Genomic DNA, 12,540 nt, shown 5'->3' on the forward strand with positions numbered 1-12,540 from the left:
TTGCTATATGAAGGGGGTTGCCATAAGAGTTTGAAAGACCGAATCTTTTAGCAATAATTATGTCAAATAACTGAAGTCTTCTTGCTTCTCATGGTAATATGATTATGTAAACTCTAACAAGAAAATGGTGAAGGTAACATGTCTGAAATAATCGTACGATGTGAACAATTAGTAAAAGAAATTTATGAAACGATGGATGCAAGCCATGATTTTCAACATATTGAGCGTGTCTATCAAAACGCTATGACAATACTTAAGTCCGAGCCTTTAGCAGATGAAAAAATCGTAAGTTTAGCTGTGCTGCTGCATGATGTCAGTGACGAAAAATATGCTGCGGATAAACAGCAGGAGCAACGGATTTTGGATGAACTTGATTTAACGGAAGAGGAAAAACAGCATATCCGAACAGTCATTGCAGAGGTTTCATTTAATGGGGGCAACGAACGGAATATTACAACAGTAGAATCAAAAATCGTTCGGGATGCAGACCGTTTGGATGCTATTGGTGCGGTAGGGATTGCGCGTACGTTCGCTTACGGTGGTGCGAAGGGGCGCAAGCTGTATGATGATGCAGAAGAAGTGCGTTTAAATATGACGAAAGAACAATATCGTAGTCAATCCACAGCATCTGTTACGCACTTTTATGAGAAGCTTTTATTATTGAAGGATTTAATGGTAACGGCGAAAGGACGCGAAATGGCTGAAGAACGTCATGCCTTTATGGTACAATTTTTAGAGCAGTTAAAAAAAGAAAGAGACGGGATTTCATGAGTCATTTAATCGTATCAAATTTAACAAAAACAGTAGGCGATAAAACGCTATTTCAAAATATCGAATTTACCATTAATGAAGGCGAACGTGCAGGCTTAATCGGGATAAACGGAACAGGAAAATCAACTTTATTATCGATTATCGCAAAAAAACAAGATGCGGATACAGTGGAATTTGACCATCCGAATAAGTACCGCATTGCCTATTTGGAACAAGATCCGCAGTTTCAGCAAAATTTAACGGTTTTACAAGCGGTATTTAGCGGAGATTCACCGATATTACAGTTAAACCGTGCCTATGAAGAGGCGGTTGCGGCATTGTCTCAAAATCCGCAATCTGAAAAGCTGCAAAATGAACTATTTCGTTTACAGCAGCAAATGGATACGGAAAACGCCTGGGACGTCAATGCATTGACAAAGCAAGCATTAACGAAGCTTGGAATCGATATGTTTGACCAGCAAGTAACAAGCCTTTCTGGTGGTCAGCAAAAACGTGTTGCATTGGCAAAAGTATTAATCGAACCGGCAGACTTGTATTTACTGGACGAGCCAACGAACCATTTGGATGTTACATCGACAGAATGGCTGCAAGAAATGGTGTCACGCCTAAAAGGGGCGGTTATCTTTATTACCCATGACCGTTATTTCCTCGATGAAACCGCGACACATATATATGAATTGGCAGATAAAACGTTGTACCGCCATACAGGATCTTATGGTGATTTTCTTGAAGCACGGGCAATTCGTGAAGAAATGAATGCTGCATCACAGGCCAAATTACGAAATCGTTATCGCTCAGAACTAAAATGGATTCGTCGCGGGGCAAAAGCGCGAACAACAAAGCAAAAGGCACGTATTCAGCGTTTCGAAACATTGGATGAATCTATCGATCGTTCGAATGACCAGTCTGATCTAGAACTGGGTCTGGCAACAACGCGTTTAGGAAAAAAAGTGTTGGAATCAGATGGAATTTCCAAAGCTTACGGAGACCGGATTATTATTCAGGATTTTGAATTTTTACTTCAGCACGGGGACCGTATTGGCATAATCGGAGCAAATGGGTATGGGAAATCAACACTCCTTAACATGCTTGCAGGTGAAATTGAACCGGATAAAGGCGAGGTAATTGTCGGATCAACAGTTAAACGTCTTCATTTCAAGCAGGCACTGCCAGCAATGAATGAAAATGCACGAATGATCGATTATATTCGTGAAGCTTCAAATGATATTACCGATTCTGACGGGGTTCGTTACTCTGCATCGCAAATGCTCGAACGTTTTTTATTCCCGCTTAATACACACGGTACACCGATCAGCAAGTTATCGGGCGGGGAACGCAAAAGACTTCACTTGCTTCGCCTATTGATGGAACAGCCAAACGTTTTGCTTTTAGATGAGCCGACGAATGATTTGGATATCGAAACATTAGGTGTTCTTGAAGATTTTATCGAAAACTTCCCTGGTGTTGTTATTACAATCAGTCACGATCGCTTCTTCTTGGATCGTATTGCGAAAAAGCTATGGATTTTGGACGGAAAAGGCGGCGTATCGGAAAGCTTGGATGTCTATACCGATTATTTAGCAAAACGCGAGTCGGAGCTGCAACAGGAAGCGAAAGAAATGAAGCAGGAAAAGCCGAAAGTTGAAAAGCAGAAATCAGAAAAGAAAAAGCTATCCTTTAAAGAGCAGAAAGAATGGGAAACTATTGCTGATACAATTGCTCAAGTTGAAGAAAAAATTATGACGGCAGAAGACGAAATTTCAACAGCTGGTTCGGACTTTACAAAACTTCAGCAACTGACATCCGATTTAGAAAATCTAAATCAGGAATATGAACAATTAATCGAGCGCTGGAGCTATTTAGACGAAATTGCAAATGGATAGGAGCACAACAATGAAAATTTTATCAATTGAACCCACACCAAGTCCAAATTCAATGAAAGTAATTATCGATCAGGATTTACCATTTGGTAAAAGTTTTAATTATACGAAAGACAATATTGGTGAAGCTTCACCTGAACTGCAAGCGATCTTTGCGGTAGAAGGGGTAAAGGGCATTTATCATGTATCGAATTTCCTGGCAATTGAACGAAACGCAAAATTTGCGTGGGAAAATATTTTGGCGGATATTCGCCGCGCAATTGGCGGAGAGGCAACTGAAAGCACGGAATATGAGATGAATGAGCATTATGGGGAAGTAAATGTTCATGTTCAAATGTACAAAGCGATTCCATTACAGATCAAAGCATTCGACGGTGAAGGGGAAGTGCGAATAAGCGCAGGTGACCGTTTCACAACAGCTTTTAAACGTCTGCAATTCAGTGTAACTGACGAAAATTATATTTTTGAACGAAAATGGGTCGACTTCGGTGTTCGCTATGGCGATAAAGAACAAGTTGTACAAGAAGTGCTAAAAGAGGTGGATGCACTATATCCGCAAGATCGTGTTGAAACAATTGTTCAATCGGCAAATGAACAAGTTGTCACAGCAGCTAAAGATCGTAAAGAAGTGACGTTAGAGCAATATGAGCAAGTTGAAGATTGGCAACAACGCTTCCAGTTGTTAGATCAATTACCGGATCCGGAAGTGAAAGATATTCCGTTGTTCGAAAAAGCGCTGGAAGACGAGCAAATGTCTATCCGTCGACTTGCAACCGTATATTTAGGGATGATTGAAGATGTCGCGGTTGTACCTGCTTTAACGAAGGCATTGAATGATAAAAGTGCAGCCGTTCGCCGTACAGCGGGTGACTGTATGAGTGATTTAGGGTTACCTGAGTTTGAGCCGGCGATGATCGCTGCATTAGGTGACAAAAATAAACTTGTCCGCTGGCGTGCGGCAATGTACTTGTATGAAGTAGGTACGGAGCAGGCAATTGACGTATTAAGAACAGCGAGCGAAGATAAAGAATTCGAAGTAAAGCTGCAGGCAAAAATGGCACTTGCACGTATTGAAGGCGGTGAAGAGGCAAAAGGTTCTGTGTGGAAACAAATGACAGAAAGCCGTAAAGCTTAAAATTTATGCTGCTAACGAAAATAATCGTTAGCAGTTTTTTTATATTAAATAAACATGATTAAATTATTTTTTTATCGGATGGTATAATTTGAGAAAATGGTATATATTTAGGAGTATAATAAAGAAAGGTGGGTCCATAATGGAGGAGCTATTGTTGAAAAATCCTTGCTCATTAAGTGATGAGCGTAAAGAGGCACTGTTAGATTTACTTTACTCCGAACATTGTAATGACTCCATACTATTAAAAAGTGATGATTTATATTTGTTTTTTCATGATATTTGGTCACTTTTTGAAATTGGGGAAAAGTACGAAAGCGAAATTGTAGAAGAAGATATTAGGCTGAAAGAATGGCGAATTTTCATATTGGAATTTTTCTCAGCTCGAAATTTAGAAAAATTGCACTTTGAGTACTTAACGAATCCCTCTGTAAAAAAATTTTTTGTAGCACTATACATATGGAAAAAAATTAAAAAAGATTATTTTTATGTTATGCGTAAAGTTTTAAAAATCGAAAAATTAAAAACTGACTATGAAAAGGAATTTGCTGATAGTCAAGATACTAGAGATATTTATCATGAAATCTATTTAAAAATACAAAGCTACTGGTATATGAATTTATTTAAATTCAATTCCATTTATGACAGGATTCTCGAAGAAGTACTAGAAGAAACGAGAGCGGTTGAACTGCTTTTCGGGGACAGGATATGGGAAACAATCAGCAATGTTAATTTAAGAAAATTTATGAGTTATATCGAATCAAGGCACTTTTCCGAAGTTTTATATTGGAAATCCAAATTTCAGACAGAACAATTTTTAAAAATTGGTCTCGATCCGAACAGTACATATGTATTTTGTGTTCAAAAAGATATATCGATGAAACGTAGCCTTACGTTACAAAATGGATTGGCATTGGCTGTTTCGGAATTTTCACAAAAACATGAACACAATTTTGTTTTTTTATCATTCATAAAAGCAATCGATCAGGAAATGATTACACATAAAGAGACGATAGATTTTAATCATTACTTCGAGCTGGATAAATCATTCGGACTTAAAACGGAACCGATTAATTATAAAGGCGTTATCAATTATGCCTTTACGATGTTAAAGTTAGAATTATCTCATAGCAATAGCGGTAAAATCTATTTACTCTGCAATGAATTACTATTTAACGATTTTCCTAATGAAGAAGATTGGATATCAGCCGTTACGCATTACAAAAAGTTGAAAAAGATTGAAATTGTCGTAATCTATATGGGCGATAATACGAAACTCCAGAAAATATGGTTCGCAGATAAAATACTGATACCAAAACAGCTGGCTCAGTTTAAATAGAAAAAATAAACTCTAAATAGTGCGGATTCATACCGCTCTTATTTAGAGTTTATTTCGTTTTATATAGTTTATTGTGAACTACTTGTTTTTAGCTTTTTCCCAGTTTGTTCAGGAGCGAAAACGGTGTACAAAATACTTCCGAAAATCAGGACGATTCCGAGAACCTGCAATAAACTTGGTCGGAATGAAAGCAATACAGCATCCAATAATATCGCTACTACGGGATCGACAAATACGAGTACCGAAACGATGACAGTAGGAAGATCTCGAACACTGTCAAAAAATAAATAGTAGACAAACCCTGTATGAATTAAGCCTGTACCAATTATGTATAGCCAGTTTGTATTCGTTAAACCTTCAAATGCTGCAAAATCGCAAAATGGGAGCAACATTAAGATACCTACTATTGTTTGGATAAACGTAAGAGCATAGGATGACATACCGTGAATCGTTTTACTCGTAAACATTGTCAGCGCATAGCAAAAAGCCGAAAGAAGCGCCCATATAAATCCTGAATTCATAAATTGCGAGACGCTTGTAAAGCTCTCAATACCGATAATGAGAATACTACCGAAAAAGCAAATAACGGTTGCACAAATGGCACCTATCCCCATTTTCTCCGCCAAAAATACCGAACCTAAAATTAATACAAAAATCGGGGCCAAATTGTAAATTGAAATGGCGATAGAAATCGACATAACTTCGAACGCTTTAAATAAAAACACCCAGTTTAATACAAGAAATATACCGCATATAACCGTTTTCATTACTTCGCTTTTGTTCCAAACTTCAGTTTTATGACCGCCTGTAAAAAACCATAATCCGCCTAAAAAGATTGTCGCACAAATACAGCGAACAAAAACGAGCTCTACTGCAGGCAAGCCGGTTTGCGTAGTAAAGAAACCGATAGAGCCGAAAATAGCCATGGAAAGAGTAAGTTTAAGCATTGAGCGTGCATTCATATGGTGAACCTGCTTTCTTTATCCCGCAGTAACGGGTAGTAATTTATCTGCCTTGAAAGCAAAGCGGCAGAGGCAAAACTCCCGCATTCAGACTGTAGCAGGGCGTATAGGGTAGGCGGGAGATTAACTATCCGTAAAAGCCCGATTGGTTTCACTTTATAGAAGGTGAGTACTATTTGCGAATTTGACCGTTGCCGTGAATATAGTATTTTGTTGATGTTAATGCTGGTAAACCCATCGGACCGCGAGCATGAAGCTTTTGAGTTGAAATACCGATTTCTGCACCATATCCGAACTCAAAGCCATCCGTAAAGCGTGTCGATGCATTATGATACACTGCTGCCGCATCAACTGAATTTAAGAAGATTTCAGCGTTTTGCATATTGTCGGTAATAATAGCTTCCGAATGATTTGTTCCGAAATGATTAATGTGATGTACCGCTTCCAATACATCTTCGACTACTTTTACGCTTAATGTCAGAGCCAGAAATTCTTCAGCGTAATGCTCTTTTGTGGCCTCAATTGCTTCTGACAATACAGTACAAATATTTTCATCTCCATAGATTTTTATTCCAAGTTCATCCTGTAAGTAATGCAAAACTTCTGTACCATGATTTTTGAAAAATTCCTGATGAATTAATAAACTCTCCGCTGCATTGCATACAGATAAACGCTGTGTTTTCGCATTCTTTACAATGGATTTTGCCATCTCAAAATTAGCGAATTCGTCCAAATAAATATGGCAATTTCCGGCACCGGTTTCAAGTACAGGAACCGTCGATTCACGTACGACTAAATCAATCAGTTTTTTCCCTCCGCGCGGAATTAGCACATCCAAGTAATCAGTCAACGTAAATAAAGTTTTCGCTGTTTCACGGCTCGTATCTTCGATAAGCAAAACGGAATCTTTCGGGTAGTCGACAGCTTCCAATGCGCGGTGAATCGATGCAACGAGTGCAATATTTGAATATTTTGCAGATGAGCTGCCACGTAAAAGTACTGCATTACCGGTTTTAATTGAAAGAGTTGCTGCATCAATCGTAACATTCGGGCGTGCTTCATAGATCATGCCAATTACTCCTAAAGGTACACGCTTTTTAGTAATTTGAAGGCCATTTTCTTTCGTAATTTGTTCGACTACTTCACCGACAGGATCCTCTAATTCAATTAGCTGCATGATTGCATCGCTCATCGCTTGAATGCGGTTTTCATTCAGTAAAATGCGGTCCAGTGTCGCTTGATCTAGTCCGTTCGTTTTTCCATCAGTAATATCTTTGTCGTTCTCTGTAAGTAATATGTCCATATCGGCAAGAAGTTGGTGTGCAATACTTCTTAATGCTTCATTCTTTTCTTCTGTCGATTTGATATTCGTTAAATAGCTTGCCTTTTTTGCACGCTTGCCTTTTTCAACAACTTCATTTGCAATTGTTTTTGTCATAATAATAACCTCCTTAAATTTTGACCCATTGATTACGATGAATAACTTCAATCGGGTAATGCATGAGCTCTGTCGTCCGTTTACCCATCGCATGCTCCAATTCAGCTGAAGAATAAAGAATTTCTCCACGACCGATACATGTATGTCTGTCAAAAACTTCTACAACATCGCCTTTTTCAAATTGTCCTTCATAGGCATATACACCGGCTGGCAGTAAACTTTTTCCTCCATACTGCAATGCTCGGACCGCACCCTCGTCAATAAAAATCTTTCCGGAAGATTTTGAGAGCTGGACCCACTGTTTATTTGTAGGAACATACTTTTCATTGCGTTCAAAATACGTACCGTCACCGTTGTTTACAAGGATTTCAGTTAGTTTTGTATGGCCTGAGCCTGTGCCGATAAAAACTTCAACACCTGTATTAATCGCATAATTGGCTGCAGCCAGCTTGGACTGCATGCCGCCTGTACCGACTTTTGAACCTGATCCTGTAGCAAAGAGAAGCATTTCTTCTGTAATTTTTTCTATGCGATCAATTCGAATGGCATCTGCGTTTGTTAATGGGTTTGCCGTATAAAGCCCGTTGACATCCGTTAAAATAATTAACTGATCTGCATGAACAAGACCACTTACTAAAGCGGAAAGCATGTCATTATCGCCAAAAGTCAATTCAGCAACAGATACAGTATCATTTTCATTTATAATCGGGATTATTGAACGCTCCAATAACTCTGTTAATGTTTCATAAGCATTTCTGTAACGTTGCTTATCGTTAAAATCAGAGCGAGTTAGTAAGATTTGGGCGGACGTCTCATTATAAGTGGCAAATTCATCTGCATACGCTTGTATTAATATGCTTTGACCAACTGCAGCGGCCGCTTGTTTTCCTTTTAGCGTAATCGGTCGAGAAGGGTAGCCGAGCTTTTTGAAACCTGCTGCTACTGCGCCTGAAGAGACTAAAATAACTTCATTACCTGCTTGTTTCAATGTAGCAATGGCAGAAACATGATCATGAAATTTTTCATGATCAAGCTCCCCTTTATTATTCGTTAATGAACTGCTTCCGATTTTTACTACAACACGTTTTCTTTCCACCCAAAATCCTCCTCGATAAAAATATTGAATTATCCCGCCATACGATGTTGGTCACACAAGTGTTGTTACAGGATGTAACGGTTTTAACTTGTGTTTTTCCAATAGTAAGGAATGTAAAAAAACTATTGATAGACTTTAATACATAAAAAAGCACATTTCATTCCTATTGTTTAGGACGAAATGTGCTGTTTCCGTGGTACCACCTAAATTGAATGCCAATACTTGCATTCCACTTCATTTCATAACGCTGAGACTGCGCCTATTTTTGTAGGAGCTGTTGAAGTAGGTTCGGCAGGTTTTGCTATGCCATTCTTTCAGCCTGTGGAATGTGCTCTCTTGTATAGCCAATTGCTACGTACTCGTCTTCAATATGCCTTTATATTTTCTAATAGCATGCATGATAGCACGTTTTTTGTCAATATCGTTAAGTCTGATTTATTTGAAAACTATGCGAAAAACTCCTTTTTGGACCAATTTACCGCATAAAAGTGTGAATTTTACGACTATTTTCTATGCAAATTTAATTTTTCATGATAAATCCGTACTTTGTTTCTTTTTCAGCTATTTTTTAAATTTGTAGTACCTAGGAATAATTAGTTGTGCACAGCTTAAAGGATTTGGAATAATGCAGGATGTAGAACAGATTATTTTTGACAATGAAACATTAATAAAAAAAGTCATCTATAAACTGAAAATTTATCGAGATTTAGATGAATACATGCAAGTAGGGAGGATCGCTTTATGGAAGGCATTGCAGAATTTCGATGATACTAAAGGGGATTTTGCGATGTTTGCTTACATGACCGTAAAATATGCTATCATTCGAGCACTATCCAAAGCGAATCACGTCTCCGAGCATGAACTAGCGGTGGAAGAAAACATAATTATTGTTAATTCGCAGCAACACAACTTTGTTACATCAAGTTTGGAATGGCCGGAATGGTTTGAGGAATTAAATAAAGATGAGCAATTTCTGTTGATCGCGTTGTATGAAAAAGAGCTTTCGATAAAGGAGATTGCTGACAAGTATAAGCTGAGTTATGAAACATTAAAGAAAAGACGTCAACGATTATTTTCTAAGTTAAGGGGTTTGTTAATATAGTTCAAAGTTTTTGGGTTACAAAAAAAGTGGAAGCTTATTAAGTTTCCACTTTATAATATCTTATTGAATTGTATTCAAAAACTCTGTTCGCTGCTCTTCGGATTGCTGTTCGCCATTAACAAGCATTGCCCCTATACGGTAATCTGTTTGTCCTTTTTCAACAACATACTGTAAATTAACAGGCTGTACTTTGTTATCAATTTTGCATTTACCTTTAAATTCCACGACATGCTCCATCATTTTTGTTTGGAAATATTCCCAGCGGCTTTCTTCACAATAGTTTTTGAGGGCTTCTTCTATTGTAATATCGCTATTTTCCATGACGGGTGTAGCATGAACATATGTAATGTAGTCATTATCTGTTACGGCTTTTTGTGGACCGAAAAAGTAAAAGAATACACCAATTACCCCGATTGGTATGATCCAAAATATCGTCCGCTTTCTTTTCTCCATGAAATAAATCCCCCTTTTTGTATCATTAGTATAACATTGGAATGTTAATATTTTCTACATTGGGATAATAATTATCTCGAAAGAGGGGTACTGTTAACATGCAGCTCGCGGAAGCAATTACGGTCAGTCTAATATGAATATAAGTAAATTTGCTAGTTAACCCAAGGATTTTCGCGAACTTTATAGAATATTAATAATTAAGTTAAAAATGTGATGGCTATAATAAATACTCTTCATAAATGAAAGGAGTACACAAATGAAAATGAGACAAATAATTGCGATGGGCGGCGGGGGCTTCTCAATGGAACCTGATAACCCGTTATTGGATCGTTATATTTTAAAACAGACGGAATCGGAAAAACCGAAAATCTGTTTCCTTCCTACAGCTAGTGGAGATTCTGAACAATACATATCCAGGTTCTATAATTTTTTTAATAAACAAAATTGCGACCCATCACATTTATCTCTCTATAACCCTCCATCTCGGGATTTGGAAAATTTTATTTTAGAGAAAGACATTTTATATGTTGGTGGGGGAAACACGAAAAACCTTTTAGCTTTGTGGAAGGATTGGGGATTAGACAGTATTTTAAGGAAAGCTTGGGAGGAGGGGGTTATTCTAGCCGGGTTAAGTGCAGGGGCTATCTGTTGGTTTGAACAGGGGGTGACAGATTCCTTTGGGGATGGACTTGAACCAATAACCTGTTTGGGATTGTTAAAGGGGAGTAATTGTCCGCATTACGATGGAGAAACGGAAAGAAGGCCTGCATATCATAAACTGATTGAGTCCAATAAAATACAATCAGGAATTGCTGTTGAGGATGGTGTTGCAATTCATTTTAAAGGGCAGGAAATCCATAAAATTGTAAGTTCCAGACCTGATGCTAAGGCGTACAGTGTATTTTTGGAAAAGGGCATAATTGAGAGGGAGCTCCCTGCAGAATATTTGGGTACTTAATGTAGACCAGTCAATAAAATTTCGGAAAAGTGAGTTGTTAAAAATGTTTTTCGTACAAATGTCCGGATTCCCGGAGTCCGGCAAGTCGACGCTTTCTCGACAAATTGCAAAGAATACAGGGGCTGTCATAATAGATCATGACATTGTAAAATCTTCGTTATTAACGTCATTTGAGGAAATTTCAATAGAGAATAAACTTGTTAGTAAGGTTGCCTATAATGTTGATTGGTCTTTAGTGGAATTTCATTTATCACAAGGGCAAAATGTCGTTTTAGATAGTCCTTGTCTTTATCAGGAAATGGTGTCTCGAGGCATAAGTTTATCATAAAAGTATAATGCCAATTACAAATACGTAGAGTGTTATCTGAATGATTTTCAGGAAATTAATAATAGATTAAAAAGTCGAAATAGAATGGTTAGTCAAATTGAAGCGGCCAGCTCAGAAGAAACATTTAAATTTACCATTGAAAACAGTAAGAAACCAAATGAAGGTTCATATATCGTTATAGATACTAAAGAACCTTTAGAGAGATACATAGATCAGGTGATTAGTTATATCAAGGAGTAAGCCATACTGAAATCTGCACATTATGGAGGTGTTGTATTGAAACTCGTTAGTCCGAAAGTAGGAATTTTAATTTTGTTTAGTGTTACTCTTTTATCTGCCTGCATACAAAAAGATTATGTGTTTTTTGGTGAAAGTGAAAATTGGAGAGTCCAATATACAGTGACAGATGATAGTGAATGCAATTCTACGAAAGGCTATATAAAATACCTAGGTAACGATCCGATGCCGGAGCAATTGGAGTTTAGTGTTGATAATATAGAAGGGGCTTCCATTTCTTTAGATGAAAATGGCATGTTTTTTCTGCCTTATGGCTGTTCGAATGCAACGGAAGGATCAGAGCTCAAAACGATAATAAAATGGGATAATCATTCCGAAACAATCCAATTGCCTTTAAAATAATATGATAATAGATGCTTTTTCAAGGAGAAAAATAGCGTTTTTTCAAATTGTATTTGAGTAGGAGGCACTGATTTGAGACAATCAACACATTTAATTGGTGTAGTACTGTTGGGGTTATCCATCTTAACAGCTGCTTTTATATTAAGTAATACATCTTCGAACACAACTAATATTAATGAAAGTTCAGAAAGTGCCATTAGTTCAATACCTGATTTAATGACAATAACCCAGCTTGCTGAATATCTTCAAATAAGCGAACAATCAATTGAAATTATTATATCGCATGATGATTGGCAAAGGGAAGGATTAAGCAGCTATGATACTTATCAGTTTATCCCGTACCTTTTGCTCGATAACCAGAAAAGATTCATTAAAACTGAAATAGATGCATGGTTAAAATACAGGAATGATAACAAGTTAAATTATGATTAATGAAAAGAAA

The 12,540-nt window shown here is 37.4% G+C and carries 12 protein-coding genes and 1 pseudogene; 9 read left to right on the forward strand and 4 right to left on the reverse strand.

The features are described from left to right. Window positions 1–138: 138 nt before the first annotated feature. The 4 genes from AC0VXV_RS07365 to AC0VXV_RS07380 all read left to right on the forward strand — a co-directional run bounded on the left by AC0VXV_RS07365 (window position 139) and on the right by AC0VXV_RS07380 (window position 5,122). Window positions 139–771: an HD domain-containing protein gene (locus AC0VXV_RS07365; protein WP_475530959.1), complete on the forward strand. Its 633-nt coding sequence runs from the start codon at window positions 139–141 to the stop codon at window positions 769–771. Then, window positions 768–2,654, forward strand: a complete 1,887-nt coding sequence (locus AC0VXV_RS07370) for an ABC-F family ATP-binding cassette domain-containing protein (protein ID WP_475530960.1) — start codon at window positions 768–770, stop codon at window positions 2,652–2,654. The genes AC0VXV_RS07365 and AC0VXV_RS07370 overlap by 4 nt, the downstream gene beginning before the upstream one ends. Before the next feature lie 10 nt (window positions 2,655–2,664). Further along, window positions 2,665–3,786, forward strand: coding sequence for a virulence factor (locus tag AC0VXV_RS07375; protein ID WP_475530961.1), 1,122 nt, complete (start codon window positions 2,665–2,667; stop codon window positions 3,784–3,786). 139 nt (window positions 3,787–3,925) lie between these two features. Then, on the forward strand, window positions 3,926–5,122 hold the full coding sequence (locus tag AC0VXV_RS07380) for an aldehyde dehydrogenase (RefSeq protein WP_475530962.1): 1,197 nt from the start codon (window positions 3,926–3,928) through the stop codon (window positions 5,120–5,122). 68 nt (window positions 5,123–5,190) lie between these two features. Here the strand turns inward: AC0VXV_RS07380 and AC0VXV_RS07385 are convergent, their stop codons facing one another. The 3 genes from AC0VXV_RS07385 to proB all read right to left on the reverse strand — a co-directional run bounded on the left by AC0VXV_RS07385 (window position 5,191) and on the right by proB (window position 8,618). Further along, window positions 5,191–6,084, reverse strand: coding sequence for a DMT family transporter (locus AC0VXV_RS07385; RefSeq protein WP_475530963.1), 894 nt, complete (start codon window positions 6,082–6,084; stop codon window positions 5,191–5,193). A gap of 172 nt (window positions 6,085–6,256) precedes the next feature. Then, window positions 6,257–7,522, reverse strand: a complete 1,266-nt coding sequence (locus AC0VXV_RS07390) for a glutamate-5-semialdehyde dehydrogenase (protein WP_475530964.1) — start codon at window positions 7,520–7,522, stop codon at window positions 6,257–6,259. Between the two features lie 13 nt (window positions 7,523–7,535). Then, window positions 7,536–8,618, reverse strand: coding sequence for a glutamate 5-kinase (gene proB, locus AC0VXV_RS07395; RefSeq protein ID WP_475530965.1), 1,083 nt, complete (start codon window positions 8,616–8,618; stop codon window positions 7,536–7,538). A gap of 625 nt (window positions 8,619–9,243) precedes the next feature. On the opposite strand from proB, the gene AC0VXV_RS07400 reads away from it, so the two are divergent. Then, window positions 9,244–9,720: a sigma-70 family RNA polymerase sigma factor gene (locus tag AC0VXV_RS07400; protein ID WP_475530966.1), complete on the forward strand. Its 477-nt coding sequence runs from the start codon at window positions 9,244–9,246 to the stop codon at window positions 9,718–9,720. A gap of 60 nt (window positions 9,721–9,780) precedes the next feature. Here AC0VXV_RS07400 and AC0VXV_RS07405 read toward each other — a convergent pair whose 3' ends face one another. Next, window positions 9,781–10,173, reverse strand: coding sequence for a glucosamine 6-phosphate synthetase (locus tag AC0VXV_RS07405; protein WP_475530967.1), 393 nt, complete (start codon window positions 10,171–10,173; stop codon window positions 9,781–9,783). 262 nt (window positions 10,174–10,435) lie between these two features. Between AC0VXV_RS07405 and AC0VXV_RS07410 the strand changes: the two genes are divergently transcribed. The 4 genes and pseudogenes from AC0VXV_RS07410 to AC0VXV_RS07425 all read left to right on the forward strand — a co-directional run bounded on the left by AC0VXV_RS07410 (window position 10,436) and on the right by AC0VXV_RS07425 (window position 12,530). Next, complete coding sequence (locus tag AC0VXV_RS07410; RefSeq protein WP_475531415.1) at window positions 10,436–11,131, forward strand: Type 1 glutamine amidotransferase-like domain-containing protein; 696 nt, start codon at window positions 10,436–10,438, stop codon at window positions 11,129–11,131. Between the two features lie 43 nt (window positions 11,132–11,174). Then, window positions 11,175–11,699, forward strand: a pseudogene (locus AC0VXV_RS07415) (P-loop nucleotide/nucleoside kinase family protein). Between the two features lie 36 nt (window positions 11,700–11,735). Next, the gene (locus AC0VXV_RS07420; RefSeq protein WP_475530968.1) at window positions 11,736–12,098 is read left to right on the forward strand and encodes a hypothetical protein; all 363 of its coding nucleotides are present in this window, start codon (window positions 11,736–11,738) and stop codon (window positions 12,096–12,098) included. Between the two features lie 72 nt (window positions 12,099–12,170). After that, window positions 12,171–12,530, forward strand: coding sequence for a Clp protease ClpB (locus tag AC0VXV_RS07425; RefSeq protein WP_475530969.1), 360 nt, complete (start codon window positions 12,171–12,173; stop codon window positions 12,528–12,530). Window positions 12,531–12,540 lie beyond the last annotated feature (10 nt).

This window comes from Solibacillus sp. iso_87, assembly GCF_056173085.1.

Bases quoted from the DNA above. Each gene is read 5' to 3' on its own strand.
- AC0VXV_RS07380 (WP_475530962.1), top strand. From the start codon at position 3,926: ATGGAGGAGCTATTGTTGAAAAATCCTTGCTCATTAAGTGATGAGCGT.
- AC0VXV_RS07390 (WP_475530964.1), bottom strand. From the start codon at position 7,522: ATGACAAAAACAATTGCAAATGAAGTTGTTGAAAAAGGCAAGCGTGCA.
- AC0VXV_RS07410 (WP_475531415.1), top strand. From the start codon at position 10,436: ATGAGACAAATAATTGCGATGGGCGGCGGGGGCTTCTCAATGGAACCT.
- AC0VXV_RS07405 (WP_475530967.1), bottom strand. From the start codon at position 10,173: ATGGAGAAAAGAAAGCGGACGATATTTTGGATCATACCAATCGGGGTA.
- AC0VXV_RS07375 (WP_475530961.1), top strand. From the start codon at position 2,665: ATGAAAATTTTATCAATTGAACCCACACCAAGTCCAAATTCAATGAAA.
- AC0VXV_RS07385 (WP_475530963.1), bottom strand. From the start codon at position 6,084: ATGAATGCACGCTCAATGCTTAAACTTACTCTTTCCATGGCTATTTTC.
- AC0VXV_RS07370 (WP_475530960.1), top strand. From the start codon at position 768: ATGAGTCATTTAATCGTATCAAATTTAACAAAAACAGTAGGCGATAAA.
- AC0VXV_RS07400 (WP_475530966.1), top strand. From the start codon at position 9,244: ATGCAGGATGTAGAACAGATTATTTTTGACAATGAAACATTAATAAAA.
- AC0VXV_RS07365 (WP_475530959.1), top strand. From the start codon at position 139: ATGTCTGAAATAATCGTACGATGTGAACAATTAGTAAAAGAAATTTAT.